The sequence below is a fragment of the Brevibacillus jepli genome (assembly GCF_047229145.1).
Taxonomy (GTDB): domain Bacteria; phylum Bacillota; class Bacilli; order Brevibacillales; family Brevibacillaceae; genus Brevibacillus.
This window is the reverse complement of sequence record NZ_JBFEFW010000020.1, coordinates 60,069-77,838: the sequence shown is the minus strand read 5'-3', so window position 1 is coordinate 77,838 and position 17,770 is coordinate 60,069. Positions and strand designations below refer to the sequence as shown.

Annotated in this window: 22 protein-coding genes and 1 other RNA gene; 20 read left to right on the top strand and 3 right to left on the bottom strand. The window is 47.7% G+C overall.

Going from position 1 to position 17,770, the window contains the following annotated elements; genetic code table 11:
* Positions 1–19: 19 nt before the first annotated feature.
* The gene (locus tag AB1L17_RS20805; protein WP_412846994.1) at positions 20–652 is read left to right on the top strand and encodes an NAD(P)-dependent oxidoreductase; all 633 of its coding nucleotides are present in this window, start codon (positions 20–22) and stop codon (positions 650–652) included.
* An 83-nt stretch (positions 653–735) separates the two neighbouring features.
* On the opposite strand, the gene AB1L17_RS20800 is transcribed toward AB1L17_RS20805, so the two are convergent.
* Positions 736–1,044, bottom strand: a complete 309-nt coding sequence (locus AB1L17_RS20800) for a magnetosome magnetite crystal formation protein family (protein ID WP_412846995.1) — start codon at positions 1,042–1,044, stop codon at positions 736–738.
* Positions 1,045–1,279: 235 nt separating this feature from the next.
* Here AB1L17_RS20800 and AB1L17_RS20795 point away from each other — a divergent pair, with 235 nt between their 5' ends.
* Together AB1L17_RS20795 and AB1L17_RS20790 are read left to right on the top strand one after the other, a co-directional pair.
* Positions 1,280–1,879, top strand: a complete 600-nt coding sequence (locus AB1L17_RS20795) for a class I SAM-dependent methyltransferase (protein WP_412846996.1) — start codon at positions 1,280–1,282, stop codon at positions 1,877–1,879.
* A gap of 12 nt (positions 1,880–1,891) precedes the next feature.
* On the top strand, positions 1,892–2,551 hold the full coding sequence (locus AB1L17_RS20790; RefSeq protein WP_412846997.1) for a DedA family protein: 660 nt from the start codon (positions 1,892–1,894) through the stop codon (positions 2,549–2,551).
* A 125-nt stretch (positions 2,552–2,676) separates the two neighbouring features.
* Here the strand turns inward: AB1L17_RS20790 and AB1L17_RS20785 are convergent, their stop codons facing one another.
* Positions 2,677–3,561, bottom strand: coding sequence for an EamA family transporter (locus tag AB1L17_RS20785; protein WP_412846998.1), 885 nt, complete (start codon positions 3,559–3,561; stop codon positions 2,677–2,679).
* A 165-nt stretch (positions 3,562–3,726) separates the two neighbouring features.
* On the opposite strand from AB1L17_RS20785, the gene AB1L17_RS20780 reads away from it, so the two are divergent.
* The 10 genes from AB1L17_RS20780 (at position 3,727) to AB1L17_RS20735 (ending at position 12,419) form a co-directional block, all read left to right on the top strand.
* Positions 3,727–5,493: an HD-GYP domain-containing protein gene (locus tag AB1L17_RS20780; RefSeq protein ID WP_412846999.1), complete on the top strand. Its 1,767-nt coding sequence runs from the start codon at positions 3,727–3,729 to the stop codon at positions 5,491–5,493.
* Between the two features lie 55 nt (positions 5,494–5,548).
* Positions 5,549–5,813: signal recognition particle sRNA large type (ffs, locus tag AB1L17_RS20775), an RNA gene on the top strand.
* Positions 5,814–6,043: 230 nt separating this feature from the next.
* A complete protein-coding gene (locus AB1L17_RS20770; RefSeq protein WP_412847000.1) occupies positions 6,044–7,477 on the top strand; it encodes a PAS domain-containing sensor histidine kinase in 1,434 nt (477 codons plus the stop codon).
* 142 nt (positions 7,478–7,619) lie between these two features.
* Complete coding sequence (gene dnaX / locus AB1L17_RS20765) at positions 7,620–9,317, top strand: DNA polymerase III subunit gamma/tau (protein ID WP_412847001.1); 1,698 nt, start codon at positions 7,620–7,622, stop codon at positions 9,315–9,317.
* Positions 9,318–9,361: 44 nt separating this feature from the next.
* The gene (locus tag AB1L17_RS20760; RefSeq protein WP_412847064.1) at positions 9,362–9,673 is read left to right on the top strand and encodes a YbaB/EbfC family nucleoid-associated protein; all 312 of its coding nucleotides are present in this window, start codon (positions 9,362–9,364) and stop codon (positions 9,671–9,673) included.
* A 27-nt stretch (positions 9,674–9,700) separates the two neighbouring features.
* A complete protein-coding gene (gene recR / locus AB1L17_RS20755) occupies positions 9,701–10,297 on the top strand; it encodes a recombination mediator RecR (protein ID WP_049742884.1) in 597 nt (198 codons plus the stop codon).
* A gap of 93 nt (positions 10,298–10,390) precedes the next feature.
* Positions 10,391–10,864 (top strand): SRPBCC family protein, encoded by a 474-nt coding sequence (locus AB1L17_RS20750; protein ID WP_412847002.1) that lies wholly within the window; start codon positions 10,391–10,393, stop codon positions 10,862–10,864.
* A 60-nt stretch (positions 10,865–10,924) separates the two neighbouring features.
* On the top strand, positions 10,925–11,899 hold the full coding sequence (locus AB1L17_RS20745) for a CPBP family intramembrane glutamic endopeptidase (protein WP_412847003.1): 975 nt from the start codon (positions 10,925–10,927) through the stop codon (positions 11,897–11,899).
* Positions 11,900–11,910: 11 nt separating this feature from the next.
* Positions 11,911–12,141 (top strand): DUF2508 family protein, encoded by a 231-nt coding sequence (locus tag AB1L17_RS20740; RefSeq protein WP_412848883.1) that lies wholly within the window; start codon positions 11,911–11,913, stop codon positions 12,139–12,141.
* An 11-nt stretch (positions 12,142–12,152) separates the two neighbouring features.
* A complete protein-coding gene (locus AB1L17_RS20735) occupies positions 12,153–12,419 on the top strand; it encodes a pro-sigmaK processing inhibitor BofA family protein (protein ID WP_412847005.1) in 267 nt (88 codons plus the stop codon).
* Positions 12,420–12,435: 16 nt separating this feature from the next.
* Here AB1L17_RS20735 and AB1L17_RS20730 read toward each other — a convergent pair whose 3' ends face one another.
* Positions 12,436–12,972, bottom strand: a complete 537-nt coding sequence (locus AB1L17_RS20730) for a hypothetical protein (protein WP_412848882.1) — start codon at positions 12,970–12,972, stop codon at positions 12,436–12,438.
* Between the two features lie 24 nt (positions 12,973–12,996).
* Here AB1L17_RS20730 and AB1L17_RS20725 point away from each other — a divergent pair, with 24 nt between their 5' ends.
* From AB1L17_RS20725 to AB1L17_RS20695, 7 genes are all read left to right on the top strand, one after another.
* On the top strand, positions 12,997–13,191 hold the full coding sequence (locus tag AB1L17_RS20725) for a hypothetical protein (protein WP_412847007.1): 195 nt from the start codon (positions 12,997–12,999) through the stop codon (positions 13,189–13,191).
* Positions 13,173–14,177 carry a hypothetical protein gene (locus AB1L17_RS20720; RefSeq protein ID WP_412847008.1) on the top strand — a complete coding sequence of 335 codons (1,005 nt, stop codon included), beginning with the start codon at positions 13,173–13,175 and terminating at the stop codon, positions 14,175–14,177. Before AB1L17_RS20725 ends, AB1L17_RS20720 begins: the two co-directional genes overlap by 19 nt.
* Before the next feature lie 60 nt (positions 14,178–14,237).
* Positions 14,238–14,420: a sigma factor G inhibitor Gin gene (locus tag AB1L17_RS20715; protein WP_007719893.1), complete on the top strand. Its 183-nt coding sequence runs from the start codon at positions 14,238–14,240 to the stop codon at positions 14,418–14,420.
* Between the two features lie 181 nt (positions 14,421–14,601).
* Complete coding sequence (locus tag AB1L17_RS20710; protein ID WP_412847010.1) at positions 14,602–16,074, top strand: aminotransferase class I/II-fold pyridoxal phosphate-dependent enzyme; 1,473 nt, start codon at positions 14,602–14,604, stop codon at positions 16,072–16,074.
* A gap of 38 nt (positions 16,075–16,112) precedes the next feature.
* A complete protein-coding gene (gene tmk / locus AB1L17_RS20705) occupies positions 16,113–16,754 on the top strand; it encodes a dTMP kinase (RefSeq protein WP_412847011.1) in 642 nt (213 codons plus the stop codon).
* Between the two features lie 132 nt (positions 16,755–16,886).
* Positions 16,887–17,216, top strand: coding sequence for a cyclic di-AMP receptor DarA (locus AB1L17_RS20700; RefSeq protein ID WP_007719896.1), 330 nt, complete (start codon positions 16,887–16,889; stop codon positions 17,214–17,216).
* A gap of 92 nt (positions 17,217–17,308) precedes the next feature.
* Complete coding sequence (locus AB1L17_RS20695; RefSeq protein ID WP_412847013.1) at positions 17,309–17,755, top strand: YaaR family protein; 447 nt, start codon at positions 17,309–17,311, stop codon at positions 17,753–17,755.
* Positions 17,756–17,770: the final 15 nt, after the last annotated feature.

Sequence of the window (17,770 nt, the reverse complement as noted above, 5' to 3'; positions counted from 1 at the left end):
AAACGGAGGGAATGTAATCATGAAAATGGCAATTGTAGGAGCAACCGGTAAAGCAGGAAAGATGATTATGAAAGAAGCGCTGGATCGTGGACATCAAGTGACAGCGATTGTGCGTGATGCATCCAAAATGGAGAATACTGACGTAGCCGTGATTGAGAAAGATGTGTTTGCCCTGACTGCTGCAGATTTGAACGGCTTTGACGTAGTAGTGAATGCTTTTGGTGCTCCAGCAGGTCAAGAACATTTGCACGTAGAATCTGGGAAGGTTTTGATTGAAGCGTTGAAGGGGGCTCCTTCTACACGTTTGCTCGTCGTAGGTGGTGCAGGTAGTTTGTTCGTAGACGAGGCGAAAACACTGCGTCTAGTGGAAACTCCTGATTTCCCTAAAGCTTACTTGGCAACTGCCCAAAAGCATGGAGAATACTTGCGTGTATTGGAAGAGTCAAACGATATTCAATGGACCTATATCAGTCCATCTGCCTTTTTTGACCCAGCAGGGGAGAGAACAGGTACGTACCGACTTGGAAAAGATCATCTGTTAGTAAACGCTAGCGGACAGAGCTATGTGAGCTATGCCGATTACGCTGTAGCCATGCTCGATGAAATCGAAAGTCCGAAGCATTGCAATGAGCGCCTCACTGTAGGCTCCTAATCCCGAATCGAAGAAAGACACTACGATATCAAAAGACCAGCTATCCTTTTAATTAGGAAGCTGGTCTTTGATCTGTAACAGGCTTATCTGCCAATCCGACCAACAAACGGGTAGTAGAACGGTCGGCCATTTATGGAGTAAATGATCCCTTTAATCGGGTAGTAAATCGCCATCAGTCCAAATACAATCAAGAACGGAATTCCGATCAGCAAGAATGTGAAAAACCAGGAAATGCTGATGAGCACCGTCATGATGATGTGGAACAGCAAAGCTTGCAACGCCATGTTCTTGGCTTCACGATTTTGTACGAGCAGCCAGACCAGAATGGGCACAAGAATAGGTGCAAAAAAAGTACTAGCGTGCGTTATGACTTTTACACCTTTATAATCCATAGATAAGTCCTCCTTGATGAGATGGTAAACTCGATCTACTGTCATTGTAGCGCAATGCTAGGGTGTCAAAAACCATCATGAGCGTGATCTTTCATCCGACTATAGACGGAGGAATTTTAATTTCCAATGGTTTACTGTTATAGTAGTAAGAAAATCTTTCGTTTTTGGTTGATAATTCGTAATGTTTTTTGGATATGATGGAGATTAAACAAGCGAAAGAAGGGAGCATATAGACATGATGATCGATTGTCATCATCCATCCAGCATGAAGGATCGGTTGATGTTCTTCTTTAATTTTTTGCAGTCACCAGGTCAAGTTGGCAGTATCACTCCTAGCTCCCGTGCGCTTTGCAAACAAATGGTTGCGCCCATCGATTGGGACCAGGCACATACGATTGTGGAATTAGGAGCAGGAACTGGTATTTTTACAAAATGGATAGAGCAAATGAAACGACCGGAAGCCGTCCTGGTTTCCTTTGAAAAAGAGACCAAAATGCGCAAAAGGCTGGAGCCACTATTTCCCGATGTACGATTCCACGAGGATGCGGTAGATTTAAATCGGGTTCTTACGGAAGCGGGATTGGGCAAGGCCGACTGTATTTTGTCCGGATTGCCATTTGCCAACTTTCCGCAAGAGCTGCGAGATCAGATCATGGAACAGGTATATCATGCGCTAAAACCAGGCGGAGTATTTGTCGCCTTTCAATACTCGCTGCAAATGAAGAAGCAGCTTTCCACTGTGTTTGAGCAAGTTTCTGTGAAGATGGTTCCATTTAATCTGCCACCTGCGTTTGTTTACATCTGTCGGAAGGATGATGGCAAGGGTGTCGGATAGGAGGATTTCAAGATGATTGTCGATATGCTGTCCGAGTCTGTGGGTCAGTTTGGCTATTTTGCACTTTTCTTTATGTTATGGCTAGGGATTGTCGGTATGCCGATTCCTGACGAGGTGATCGTGCTGTCTGCGGGAGTGCTGACCTCGATGGGGCTTCTGCATGTTATTCCTGCATTTATCGCGACCTATCTGGGTGTCGTTTCTGGGCTTTCATTGGGATATGTGCTGGGAAGATGGTTAGGTGCACCAGCACTGAATTGGATTAGTCGGAAAAAAGGAATGAACAAATACGTAGATCAAGCGCAGTCGCTGCTCGATCGGTACGGAAGCTATGCCCTATGTATCAGCTATTTCTTTCCTGTCGTCAGGCATGTGGTTCCTTACTTGGTCGGGATCGGGAAAATGACGTTTCCACGGTATGCCCTGTTTTCGTATACAACCGGATTTGTCTGGACGCTGGTCTTGTTTTTGGTCGGTCATTTCATGGGAAATAAGGTGGAGATGCTTACTTCCTATGTGGCCTTGTTGAATAATCGAACCGTGATTTTCTCTGTCTTAGGTGTACTGGTTCTTATTGCTGCTGCTTATTATGGATTTACCGTTTGGAGAAAACAAAAAAGCATGGCAGCTGCGCCGCAGCCTCTGATGATCGATCGTGATCGACAAGAGTAATCTTTCATAAAAGAATAAAGGAGTCAGCTATCCTCTGTGTGCAGCAGAGGTTTTTTGCTTTTTATGATAGAAAAACCCACCCCCATGCAGTAGCTTTGGCACAGTGGATGGGTTACGGGCAACGATTATGCTGTGTTTTTGCGAAGGTTACGCTGGCGCAGCCATTCCGGCAAGATGATTCCGAGTAAAATGATCACGACACCACTTACTTGGAGCATCGAAACAGATTCATTCAAAATGATATACGAGGAGAGCACAGCCATAGGCAGCTCAGCTGCTCCTAATATAGCTCCCATTCCCGGTCCTATGTGGGGCATACCATAATTGAAAAAAACCGTCGGGATCAAAATACCGAAAAAGGCGAGCAAAAATATGTATGGAAATAACCCGTCAAACAATGCCCCATTGAAGAGAAAAACGGGTGGGTAAATCAGGCTGGCCAACAGAAAAGAGCCAGTCGCCATGCTGGAGCTACGAATCCACGGATTGACAGCAATGGCGGTTTTCCCGCTGAACAAAATAAACAACGTAAAAGAAACGGCCGAGAGAAGACCGAATACGACACCCAGGATATGAAACTGGGCCAATCCGCCGCTTTCAAAGAGTCCTCCTGCAAGAAGGGTTCCTATCAACAGCAATACGAGAGAAAAAATCGTCTCTTTTCCAGGCAGCCGCCGAGCCATCACAGCTTCAACGAGTACTCCCATCCACGTGAATTGGAACAAGAGGACGATGGCGATGGAGGCAGGGATATACTGCAGGGCGTTGTAGTACATAATTCCCGTGGAACCGACAGCAAGACCAACTGCGACCAATAATAACAGCTGGCGAATGGTAGGCTTGGTCCGCATGAAGAAAAGTGCGGGTATCCACGTGAGTACAAAGCCCAAGAACATTTGACCACCGATTACTTCTGCGGGCGAATATCCTTGTTTGTAGGCAAGTTTTACTATGGTGGATAGTATGCCGTAGCTACATGCCCCGAGAAAAACCAGGAGGATGTATCTCATATGAAGTATCTCCTTACATTTGATTGTAATTCTTAGCTAGGATATTACGAAGGCGTCCGTTTGTCTATGGAGGAAGAAGATTGCCATTTTGATTCGAACAAAGTTTTACGTTTGATCCTAGCGGGAAATAGTGAAGTGAACAGCTCAGAAAAAAGGAGGAGGCTTGTGTACCTGAAGTGGAGGGATCGATTATTTTCCACATTTTTATTGTTAATTCTTACCCCTACTCTTCTTATCTGCTTCCTTTTTTATGCAGAAGCCCAAGAGGCAGTATTTGAACTGTACGAGACGAACATGGATGCCAATATGGGGCTTGTCGATGAACGACTTATGTCTCTTTTTCAGTCTATCCAAAAGGATACCGACGAATTGGCAAATAAACTAGCCTTGCGTATGTCAGAGGAACCATCTTCTGTAAATGTAAAGAGGAATGGCTTCAGGCGTGAATGGACAACGCAACAATCCGTACAGAATCTATTCAAACGTTTCGCTCGCAACCAAAAAGTAGTAGGAGATATTGTTTTTCTGGGTGACGATGGGAATGTTCTATCCTTAAGCGAGGACAAAAGGTGGAGTGAAGAAAACCATTTGCCTTTGCTAGAACGGGAACAATGGGGGATCGGAGAAAACAAGGTAGATTTGCTTGCCATGAAAGGGCATGCGGGGAGCCGAAAATCATTTTTTGTCGGGAAGCGCCTGGATGATTCGAATCATCTATCTGCGGGGCTTTTATTAGTGGAAATAAAACTGGATAAGCTGACAGACTGGATTCGTACGTACGTTGTGCCCAAAGAGTATGACATGATGGTCCTTTCACCCTCCCGAACCATTTTGATTCATACGGATAAAACCATGCTCGGCAACCATGTTTCGGTGCTTCCTCATTATGAAATGGTACACAGTCAGTCGGAGCATTCAGAAGAAGATGGGGTCTTGTCTTTGCTTATCGAAGGCAAGGACATTTACGCATATCGCAGCGTATCAGAAAAAAGCGGTGGTGTTTATTTTGAGTGGTTGCCCAGAGAGGGTATTAATGAACGTTTAGAACGATTAAATCTTATCTTTTTTTTCACCCTCTTCTTGATTGTTTTATTTTCCTGTTATGTGTCTCATCGATTATCAAAATGGATTGGTGAGCCGATCTATAACCTGGTGTCTGCCACTGACTCGTTGTTGCAAGGCGATTTTTCCATACGTGTTCCGATAAAGGGCATGAAAGAAATCACGTTGCTTGAAAATAAATTCAACACCATGGCAGAACAGATGCATGCATTAATTGCCCGAGAGCTGGAACATTCGCAAAAGAGCCTGGATCAAATCGTTCGCAGCTTTTATTTGGCAGTAGAGATGAAGGACCCCTATACAGCAGGACACACAGAAAGGGTTACGCACTACGCACTTATCATTCACGATTATTTACAAGAGCACGAGCAGCTTGCGTTTTCGCGCGATGATTTACGCTATGCTGGTTTAATGCATGATATCGGAAAAGTAGCCATACCCGATCACGTCCTTTTAAAAACCGGTAAGCTATTGCCGGACGAGTATGAGTGCATGAAAAGACATTCCATGATCGGTGCAGAAATTGTGGAGCAGATCGAAAACCTGTCACATGTCAGTCCAGGGGTAAGGCATCATCACGAGCGATGGGATGGCAATGGTTACCCTGATCAGCTCAAAGGGGAAGAGATCCCATTGATTGGGCGTATTCTAGCCGTAGCAGATACGTTTGATGCGATGACTTCTACACGTTCCTATCGCAAAGCCATGTCTGCAAAGGAGGCGTACGAAGAAATCATGCGATGCCAAGGAACGCAGTTCGATCCCTCCATCGTTGCGGTTTTTAAGAAGGCTTTTGAGGATGGGGCTGTCCAGATTACACAACCGACGGATTGTAAGGGAAGAGTTAGCAAGGATAGGGAGATTTCCTAGCACTGGATAGCTTTACTCCTTGCTATCGGCTACTAACTTTGGTATTCTAATTCTACCGTGCTAGACGGGGAGGTTGCGGTGCCCTGTAACCTGCAATCCGCAATAGCAGGGTTGAATTCCTATCCTAGGTTTTCTTATGTGAGGCTGCCTTATGGCGGCGGTGTTGAGGAGCGGGTCCTGTGCAACGCGAACCCATGAACCTGGTCAGGTCCGGAAGGAAGCAGCCATAAGTGGATCATCGCGTGTGCCGCAGGGTAGCCTGCTCTGAGCTGCTACCATAAGTAACGCTTGGATGAGAATTATCGAAGATAGGTGCACGGTACTTATCACGCATGTACAGATAGCATGTTTCCTAAGGGAAGCATGCTATTTTTATTTTACGATCCAATTATTTTTTGTTGGAATTTGACGATAACTAGCGAAACATTTCTATCCATTCCAGGTGGATAGATGCAGGTTTTGAGAGTGCTTTCACGAATTTTCTTAATAGAACGGAAAGTGATTGAATTTCTTTCCTTTCAAATACGTCATAGGCCAGGAGGGACAAGCTATGAGTGCACTTTCTTCGTTACATCTCGTTGGCTCGTCCGGACGATTGCAGCGGTTCATGCATCAACTGCCTACTGCCGTTTTACTGGTGAATCAAGCGGGTAGTATCATGGAGGTCAACGAACAACTGCTTCGTGTAACCGGATATTCACGCGATCAACTTGTCAATCAGCCTATCAGAACACTTCTTCCCCATCGAGGTTCCATGGAACACCTTTATCAAGAGTATTTGCAAAAGGAAGAAGAGGTGGGAACCAAAGGCGAGGTAGAACTAGAATGGTGTGATCAACAAGGAAGATGTAGGAACACACCTGTCATGATAATGGCTCAGCAAGCTGAAGAACTTTTTTACATGATTCATTTTCCCCACCTGATAAAAGAAAGTGATCAGCTTTTGTCGCAACGATTGCTGACGAAACTGACCTATGATACGAGTATGGGGTTATTTCTCCTCGATGAAAAATCGATCATCATCGAAGCCAGTCAGACGGCGTGCAAGCTGCTGGGTATGGAGAGAATGGATGTCATCAATAAGCACGTCGATCAAGTATTTAGCGGCATCCCGGAACCGCATCGGTTCATAAAAAAAGAACTGCTAGAAGGCGTAAAGCTGCAAAATGTCGCGACTTCCTGGACAAATGACAACCAACGCTATGAGCTGATTGTCGATGCCAACACGCTCCAAGACGAGTCAGGGAAGATAGTGGGGGCGTTTATCCTTTTTAAAGACATTACAAATCTGCGATCCTTTGCACAAAAGCTCGAGCGGAATGAACGCTTGGCAATGATCGGGCAGATTGCAGCCGGTACCGCGCACGAAATCCGCAATCCACTTACCTCCATTAAAGGGTTTCTGCAGATGTTCCTCAAGTCATTCAGTGACAGCGGCATGGACAGGGAAAAAACGTACACCGAGATCATGCTCACCGAAATCAATCGAATCAATTCATTAGTTAGTGAATTCCTGTTGTTGAGCAAGCCACGTAACATTCAATATTCCATGATTGACTTAAATACCGTTTTCGAAGAAATTTTGCCGATTGTCGAGTCGCAGGCGAATCTGTACGGAATCGATGTCCAGTTTGTCTCTCGCGGCAAGCTTCCGATGGTTGTCGGCGATACCGAGCTTTTGAAGCAGGTGTTCATTAATATTTGCAAAAATGGAATAGAAGCAATGGGAGAGCAAGGGACACTTCGGATTTCTCATCATATCGATCAGGATGGCGACAAAGTGAGCATAGACATCCACGATACAGGGCCAGGTATCCCGCTTTACATTATCGATAAGATTTTTGATCCGTTTTTTACGACAAAAGAGGAAGGGACAGGACTCGGATTATCTGTCTGCCAAAAAATCATTCACGATGTTGGTGGACAAATCCGTGTCTCCTCCAAAGGCTTTGGGACGACCTTCCATATCATGCTGCCGTATTAAGCGTAGAGTGCGTCCCGGACAATTGTGAACGGGGCGTTTTTTTCTGTGAGACATGGCCGTTCACTTTGTACGAACGGTGGCAATCGTGTATACTGTATAGGATATAGAAGAGGACTGTGCAGATGGGGAGTGTCACACGAACATGGCTTATACCGCGCTATACCGCGTATACCGACCACAAACTTTTCAAGATGTAGTCGGACAAGAGCATGTTACGACAACCTTGCGTAATGCTTTACGCGAAAATAGGCTGTCCCATGCCTATTTATTCAACGGTCCCCGAGGTACGGGAAAAACAAGTGCAGCCAAAATTATGGCGAAAGCAGTGAACTGCGAGCAGCCAATCGATGGCGAGCCATGCAATCAATGCGAAACGTGTAGAGCCATCTCCAACGGTTCTGTAACGGATGTGCTGGAAATCGACGCTGCGTCCAACCGTGGTGTTGAAGAGATCCGCGACATTCGCGACAAAGTGAAATTCGCCCCTAGCGACGTCAGGTATAAAGTGTACATCATTGATGAGGTGCATATGCTGACGACAGAGGCATTTAACGCTTTGTTAAAAACCCTCGAAGAGCCGCCGTCCCACGTCATTTTTATTTTGGCGACGACAGAGCCGCACAAGCTGCCAGCGACGATTATCTCTCGTTGTCAGCGATTTGATTTTCACCGAATCCCGCTGAAAGTGATGGTTGATCTCTTGCAAAGGATTTGCCAATCACAAGGGGTGCGGGTGGAGGAACAGGCTCTGCAGCTCGTAGCAAAGATGGCTGAAGGTGGAGCCCGTGATGCGCTTAGCTTGTTGGACCAAGCGATTAGCTATAGCAAGGACGAGGTTCGTGCTAGTGATATTATGCAGATTACGGGCACTGTTGCCCAATCTTACTTTTCTGTGCTTGCTCGACATATTGCCGAAAACGATGTCGCACAGGTCATGGAGCAATTTGATCGAGTGATGGTGCAAGGTAAGGATCCGGAACAGTTCCTGCACGATTTCCTCTACTACTATCGCGATATGCTGTTATTGAAGACAGCACCGCAGCTGGAAGAGATTGTGGAGCGGACCATGATTGACGATCAGTTCGCGGAAGTCGCGAAGCTGTACTCGTTTCCGGTGCTTTACGCAGCGATTGAGACTTGCAATCAGGCTTTATCGCAATTAAAATGGTCGACCTACGCGAGAGTACTGGTCGAGCTCACCCTCGTGAAAATGTGCCAACCAAATACGAATGCAACAGAGTCAGTCGGAACCTCACCGATCAACAGTGAAGAACTGACGGCCATGTCCAATCGTATTCGCGTATTGGAAGAGCGTCTCGTTCAAGTGATGCAAGGACAGGTTAGTATACCGGGTCAGCAAGCGGCCGAGGAAACTCGCAAGCCTGAGCCTAGGCGTATAGCTGCGGCTTCAGGTGGCTCGCGAACCCCACTGGGTAGAGTCAGGGAAGTAGCCAAGGCGCAGGATGAGAACTTGACTAGACAGGTGCGTGGGCAGTGGAGCCAGATTTTGACCGAACTGAAAAAAATCAAAATCCAGTACCAAGCATGGCTAGTCAATGGTCAACCAATAGCTGCCAGCAATGAAGCTGTAGTTGTTACCTTCTCAAGTGCCATCCATTGCGATAAGACGATGGAGCCAGAGCTGAGGAGCGTCGTTGAGCGTGTAATGTCAACTGTGCTGGGAAGGCCGATGCAGCTATTGTCCGTCATGGAGGAAGAATGGCAAAGTGTGGACCAGCAGGTTGGGCAAAAGGATGCTTCTGATGAGCCCGAAGAGGACCCGTTTTTAGCGGAAGCTATCAAGCTCGTGGGTGAAGGCCTTGTTGAAGTAAAAGATTAATCCATAAACCATAACCATTTAGGGAGGATACCCCAATGAAAAACATGCAACAAATGCAACAAATGATGAAGCAAGTGAAAAAAATGCAGGAAGAAATGCAAAAAGCGCAAGAAGGCTTGAAGGATAAATTTGTGGAAGGCTCTGCAGGTGGCGGTGCTGTCACTGTAAAAGTGGATGGACATAAGCAAATCAAAGACATCGTGATCAAACCAGAAGTAGTTGATCCTGAAGATGTAGAAATGCTGCAAGACCTGGTGTTGACTGCAGTGAATGATGCATTGCGCAAAGCAGATGAAATGATGGGGAAAGAAATGGGCAAATTTACCGGAGGCATGAACATCCCAGGCCTGTTCTAAAAATGGGCAGGAAAAGAGGAATAGGCGATGTTTTATCCAGAACCGGTCTCAAAGCTAATTGAAGGTTTTATGAAGCTGCCCGGCATTGGTCCCAAAACGGCTGGGCGACTTGCCTTTTTTGTGCTCAATATGAAAGAGGATGACGTATTGGACTTGGCAAAGGCATTGGTCAATGCCAAGCGTCAGCTTCACTACTGCTCAGTGTGCAACAATATTACCGATTTGGACCCATGCCATATTTGTCGGGACAAACGTCGCGATGGCTCTATTATTTGTGTGGTGCAAGAGCCGCGAGATGTTGTGGCAATGGAGAAAACGCGGGAGTTCGAAGGGTACTATCACGTCCTGCACGGGGCGATCTCTCCTATGGATGGGATCGGACCGGAGGATATTCGCATTCCGGACCTGTTGAAGCGCCTCGGTGACGAACAGGTGAAGGAAGTCATTTTGGCGACCAATCCGAATATCGAAGGGGAAGCGACAGCGATGTACATTTCCCGTTTGATTAAGCCTTTTGGCATTCGCGTGACACGTATTGCTCACGGCCTGCCAGTCGGTGGAGATTTGGAGTATGCCGATGAAGTCACGTTGACCAAAGCATTGGAAGGCAGACGCGATCTATAAAGGACGATTGTTTACATCCTAGATAATAGTAAGATAAACATAGAGAAGAAGACGGGGTCTGCCTGTCTTTTTTTCTTTTTAGGAGGAGGCAGCATGCCGGTTATTCGCATGGAGTTTCTGATACATGCTCCGCAACAAGCTTGCTTCGATGCAGCGAGAAGCATCGATTTGCACATGGAATCGACTGCCAGTACGAGGGAGAAGGCGATTGGTGGAGTAACGAGCGGACTGATTAACCTGGGAGAGTCTGTTACCTGGGAAGCTGTTCACTTCGGCATTAAGCAGAATTTGACGGCGAAAATAACAGAGATGGACGAGCCGCGTTATTTCGTGGATGAGATGGTCGCTGGGGCATTCAAACGCTTTCATCATAGGCATGAGTTCATTCCTGTAACGGACAATCTGACGAGGATGATTGATATCTTTGATTACACATCCCCATTGGGTATCTTGGGAAAACTCGCAGATTGGCTGTTCTTGGAGGCGTATATGAGGCGGTTTTTGCGGACGCGCAATGAATATATCAAGCAAGTAGCCGAAGCAGAGGCAAAAGCTTTGCAACAATGATAGGAAATGGCGGACTTTTTTGAATGGACGAGACATACAGTGAAATAGGAGCGTGAGGAGATGCTGACAGGACCAGGGCTGTCGCTTGCGAGTGGAGTTCAGCGACAAAAGTCCACTCCGTGGGCAATCATGCTGTTTATTGGGTATTGGCTCATGTTTGCTGCGGAGTTTTCCATGATTCGTTTTCAGAAGGGAGAAGACGGAAAGTGGGTCGCTTCCACCGTCGGGCAACCGGAAGTATGGCTAGGATTACTTGTTTTTGCAGTGACCGTACTCAGCGTAATTGCGACCGTTGGTTTCATTGTAAGCCTGCTCAAAGAGAGAAGGCAGACGTTATGGCTATGGGGATATCATGAGCTTACGGGTAATGACGTGCTGCATATTGTGGCATGGTTGCATATGTTTCAAACGGGGGTACTGCTGTTGTACGGGCTCGTGCTGGAAGGTACCATTTTTTCCACAGGCACGATCGGAGGCGTGTTGGAATCAGCTATTTTTCAATTGTTCCTCTTGATTTTGATCCCACTGTGGTTCCGTGGACGATTGGGGGAAATCGGCGTTTGCCGACCGGTACGACTGGGCCGGATGCTTGTGATGCTCGCTGTGTTGTTTCTTTTGATTGCACTGGTGTTGGATGCAGTGGTGACCAATCCGATCGCAGACTGGTTTGGACTCTCACTCTCATCGGAGCGGGAGCAACAGATCGAAAAAGAGATCGTGCAAGCGAAGGAAACGGATATTCTGGCGGCTCTCACTTCACTTCTGGTCATTGGCATATTGGTACCGATTGCGGAGGAGATTTTGTTTCGCGGTGTCATTCAGACTTATCTGGTTCAGAGAATTGGGTCAATCTTGGGCATCATCCTGAGCAGTCTCTGGTTTGGTCTTCTGCATATGGATGTTGCTCTGTTCGCTCCTCTTTTTGTCATTGGACTTTTACTCGGGTTTGTCCGGCATCGGTATCAATCCATTTGGGGAGCCGTTTTGCTGCATGCGGTGAACAACATGACAGGCGTACTTTACTACTTCAACTGAGGGGGATGCAGGTGAGTAGGTGGAGAAAAAAAGCGCGGTACGTGGTGGAGTGGAATGAAGATAGCTTGGATGTAGCCGTCAATCAGGCGCGAATGGACTGGCAGCATGCCCGCCATCTCGTGGAGATCAGTGAACCGGATGGCGGCATAGATGATGCCATTTATTATTTGCATGTGACCGAAAAGCGTTATATGTATTTGTTGGCGCAAGCAAAACGCGAGCTGAATCGTAGGCATGCATAGGAGGAAAGCCGATGACTACAGGGTGGATTATAGCTCTGATTGTAGTTGGAGTTTTGCTGGTGATCGCCGCCAGCAAATCTGTCACGGGCCCGATCAGGTGGATTGGATTCGGGATCATGCAAGTCGTGATTGGCGCACTACTGCTGTTTTTCACCAATCTGGTTGGAGAGCTGGCTAACTTTCACATTCCGATCAACCCGGTAACGGCTTTGCTCGTTGGACTTCTCCGTTTGCCTGGATTGGCTGCGTTAGTAGTGATCAAGCTATGGATTATGTAAACGTATGTGGCTTCGATTACCCATCTGTAAGCAAAAAGGCAACACCTCGATCCTCGTATTTCACCCGACTGTGGCTAGGCTGACGAAAGGAAGCAAGTAGGGCGAAGAGTCGTGGCAATGCGACAATCAACGTTCCGCTGACTAAGGTGAGCCCGTATCCTTGGGAAAGCCACACGTAAGCCCCGGCCGCCACAGCAACGCTTCCGCCGATTACCGTCAGCTCACTGGCACGATAAACAGATAGCGGCACGGGAAGCGGATAGCCTGCTCCCCACCATGGAGAGACGAGCATGTTAGCCGTAGTCTTTGGCTTATGGCCACGCAGATGAGCATACAGTCGAAATAAGACAAGGTGACAGATCGGTATTACAGGTAGGATCGCCAGAGTAACAATTAGCTTATAAGCTGGAACTTGGAGCAAGAAAGAGTGCGAGATAAGGGACAAGCCTATTAACAACAGTTGAAATAAATACCCGACGAGTTGCCAGCGAAAACGATAGAGAAGCTTGTAGCTATAGATCGTATGGGCTGCGGTTTCCTTCAAAGAAGTCACTTCCTTTTACGACGGTCTAGGTGAGTGAAAGTCTGCATTTCCATTATCGCACAGTCGCAAATCTTGAGAAAGCTCGTACAACAAATGAAACAAGCCGTTCGTCTGGCATGGGGACTGACGGCTTTTTCTTATATTTATGGGCAGGATAAAAGGAATGAAATGGAATATGAATTGTTTGATCATGATGAGGAGGAGGTCGCTTGTGTAAGGAAAGCATGAGGCTGTGGGTCATTTCTGAGGAGGTCGTAACCAGATTCGGCAATGAGCTCGGAGCATGTGGAATTGAGCTGGTTGTTTGCAGTACAGATGCCACGCAAGAAGTTGTCGATGGGTTTCTACTGACAAAAGAAAGTGACGGCAAGCTGTTAAGGGAAAGAAAACAGCAGCCGGGTACGGGTTCGTGGCTCACGCTCGTCTACGGAAGCGAGGTTCCATACGACTGGGCGAATATTTTGCTTTCACAATTCGGGAAGGCTGAGGGATATGAGCTCGTTCGGATGGCTTTATTCACCCCTGAGCGTGTGTTGCTTGGAGGTGACCCAAATGGTAGATGGATGCGTTTCCTCTGCCGATTGCTCGGTCGCTACTCCCTGGTGTCCATGGTATGCGGGATGCGCGAAGTAGATGAAGCGCTTCGACAATTGCCCCTATATTTGGCGTGGAAGGAGCAGTTTTATATCGAGCTGGGTAACAGATGCGACGAGAGAGGTGTTTCCTTGCAGCAGGTCAGTCGCGCACTTGGGATGGACAAACGAGTCGGTCAGGGTTGGCTATTCCCCTCTCGGCCAGACTCGTCGCTCATATGCAGGTGGTTAGAAAAAGAATGTAGAGTCTCTCTGCAAAAAGCGAATATACAACGGATTGTTCTATGGGGAGCGTATGCGCTATGGGAGCAGATGCCGGCTGATTGGTTGGATGAAAAAGATGTGACGGTCTATACGGGGGAGGACAAGCCAATTCCGAACGAAGGAATGGCACGTTGGACGTTATGCGATTCGTGGCAGGAAGCTGTAAAGGATGCAGATTTGCTCGTGATTGGCAATAGCGCCGGAACGGTCATCGCTGAGCTTCCGTTGCCCGAGCTCGTTTACGGAATGAGGCAGTCCTACGTCATTGATGCAGCAGCTTGCTTCCCTATACAGGAAGCCCAGTCCTATTTCCAAGGTTACCGAGCTATCGGCGAAAACACGAACGTTTGGGAATGATGCTGATTATAATGGGGTATAATGGTTGGTATATTGAGGAAAAGGGCAGGCGTTTTCACTATGGAAAAAGTTGCTCAGCGATGTATCGTCTGTGAACAGGAGCAGAATGACGGAATCGCCATTTGTGAGCAGTTTATCTGTCAAAGGTGTGAACAGGAAATGGTGAATACCGATGTACAGGATGAAAAGTATCCGTTTTTTATTCATCAGATGAGACGCATTTGGTTGCGAAAAGATGCATGAAGGAAAAAAGGCATCGGTGCATTCCGGTGTCTTTTTTCTGTGAAAAACGTCTCGACGTTTTTCATAAAAGTGGATGCAACCGCTTGCGGTCAAGAAAACGGTCATGACCGTTTTCTTGGACTCACGACAGACCCAAAACATGCTAGAATAGTGGTATTAAAATAAAGGACGTGAGTCGCGCGTGTTGGAGAGAGATGCTGAATTTCGGGAGCGACAAAAGCGTGCGCCCCTTTATGAACAGCTTGAACGGCACGCCAAGCATCGGCCGCATTCGTTTCATGTTCCAGGACATAAAATGGGCCACAGCTTTGACAGCCATGCCACAAAGCGGTTCCAAGACATACTGGAGCTGGACGTGACGGAAATTAGCGGGACAGATGATCTGCATCAGCCACAGGGTGTTATTGCAGAAGCGCAGGCTTTGGCAGCGCAAGCCTTCCATGCGGAACAGACTAAGTTTTTAATCGGAGGCAGTACGGTTGGGAATATCGCCCTGATCATGACCGTATGTCGGCCAGGCGACAAAATTCTCGTACAACGCAATTGCCATAAGTCCGTTTTTAACGGCATTATGATGGCGAGAGCAACACCGATATTCCTCGTTCCTGCTGTCGATCTGGCAACAGGAGTCGCTGCAGGTGTAAGGCGCGAAGATGTCGAGCGAGCTCTGCACGCCCATCCCGATGCCAAGGCAGTTTTTTTGACGAATCCCACTTATTATGGAATGGGTATCGATTTAGCGAAGATGGCGGCTACTGTGCATAAGTTTGACGTACCGCTTTTGATAGACGAGGCACACGGTGCACATTACGGGTTCCATCCTGCCTTTCCACATTCAGCTATGCAGGAAGGCGCCGATGCTTCAGTGCAATCTACACATAAAATGGCGACTGCGATGACGATGTCCTCCATGCTGCACGTACAGGGGGAGCGGATTGATCGTGAGCGGCTATTCCGGCATCTCGCCATGCTCCAGTCTTCCAGTCCTTCGTATGTGCTGATGGCTTCGCTCGATTTAGCCAGGCGACATATAGCGTTGGAGGCTGCGGAAGAGTGGAATCGATTGTTGCCACTCTTGGACAAGCTACGGGAGCGGCTTGATCGATTGGACTGGCTGGACTGGCCGCGCTTGTCGTCGAATAGCGTTTACGCTACGCTCGATCCATTGAAGCTGTTTTTCCATTTGCGAACGGGACAATTCAGTGGATTTGAGCTGCAGAAGAGGATGGAGAAGCACGGGATTTTCTCGGAGCTGGCTGATGACTCTCATGTTCTCCTCGCAGCTTCAACAGGGACATCTTCTCGTGATTTGGATGCTCTGTGGCGACTGCTGGAATCGATGGCGCCGCAAGTAGAACCGGGAGAGGAGCGCATTCTTTTGACGGGAGTCGTATCTTCTCATTATTTGCGCGAGCAGGCATTACCGATGCACGAAGCCGTTGATTGCGCGCGGGAGTCCATTCCTTTGGAGCAGGCTCTGGGGCGAATTGTGGCAGAGATGGTGATTCCGTATCCGCCAGGGATTCCGGTACTGGTGCCAGGCGAGCGGATCGATGCAGAGAGCTTGGCGATGTTAAAAGAGCTGTCGAGAGGGCAGACGCGATTCCATGGCGTACAAGACGACCAGCTGCAGACGATACAGGTTTTACGATAATCAAGCAATTGGCCTGCTACAACAGGGGTGGAAGGAGCATGGAAGTGGCAACAGGAAACAAAGGCCGGTTTATTACGATAGAAGGCGGAGAAGGGGCAGGGAAATCCACCGTCATCGCCAAATTATACGAAGAATTGAAAGCGCGGGGAGTCGATGTACTTTTGACTCGAGAGCCCGGCGGAATTGATATCGCCGAAAAGATTCGGGAAATTATTTTGAATCCGGCCCACACGCAGATGGATGAAAGAACAGAGGCTCTCTTGTATGCGGCAGCACGTGGGCAGCATTTGGCGGAAAAAGTACTACCGGCTTTGGCAGAGGGCAAGCTGGTACTATGCGACCGCTTTATCGACAGCAGTCTTGCTTACCAAGGGCATGCGAGAGGTCTGGGCATTGATGCCGTTTACCAAATCAACCGATTCGCTGTTGGTGATTGCATACCGGAATTGACATTGTTCTTTGATGTTGCGCCGGCAACTGGATTAGCGCGGATCAACGCCTCCCGCGGTCGGGAAGTCAATCGTCTCGATCTGGAGGGGATGCGTTTCCACGAGCTGGTTCGAGAAGGATATCAGCTGGTGATGGAAAGCGACCCAGAGCGCTTTGTCGTGATTGATGCCGAGCAGCCGATGGAACAAGTATATCAATCTGCCCTCCAGGCACTGCTAGACCGATTATAGGTTCCCAGTACCCCAGGAAGATGTACATGCTGTATAATATGTTTAAGCAAAATATCGTACCAAGCCTACGTATTTTTCATACAATGAAGAAATCAAAGTGGGATCTGATCATGGGAGAAAGGGTGATAGCCGATGAAAATGGTAGTTGCGGTCGTCCAAGATAAAGATAGTGGTCGTCTGTCTCAACAACTGGTGAAAAAAGGCTTTCGTGCTACGAAGCTTGCCAGTACGGGTAGCTTTTTACGAGCCGGTAACACAACTTTTTTGATCGGTACGTCTGACGAAAGCGTGCCGGAAGTAATCGACATCATTGCGCATAATTGCAAATCCCGCAAACAAATGGTCACTCCCGTCTCTCCTCTTAGTAATGCCGTAGACTCGTTCATGCCATATCCGCTGGAAGTACAAGTGGGTGGTGCGGCAGTATTCGTACTCGATGTCGGAGAGTTCCACTCATTTTAACCTTGGTTCCTGCTCTCTTTTTTCGCAACTTTCGTATATACTTGATCTCACGGGGTTAAACCTGTAATGGATCGGGCAACGGAGGTGGCGATATGAAAATCAGTGATGGGTTACGGCCTAAACTGGACTTGGTAAAAACGACGGATTCACGCAAGAATCCTCAGCTAGAAAAGCTGAATTTTGGCACGATGATTCAAGGAGAAGACGAACGTATGTCGCAGGAACGGCTAACCCGGCTACTGACAGACATAGACAGGCAGGGACAGATTCTTGCTCGTTCCCGCGCCGTTCGCGACTTCTATGCTTATAAAAATCTCGTCAAGCAGTTCATGGAAGAGGCAGTGAAGTTCGGTATTGCCTTGGACGACAGACGAGGAATGAATCGGCGAGGCCGCAGCAGGCTGTACAAAATCGTCAAAGAGGTGGATGCAGAGCTGCTCAGACTGACAGATGAGCTCTTGAGCGAGCAGGCACCCACGATTGATTTGTTAGCCAGGATTGGAGAAATCCGCGGTATGCTGATCAATTTGTATTTTTAGTGGGTGTGAAACCAT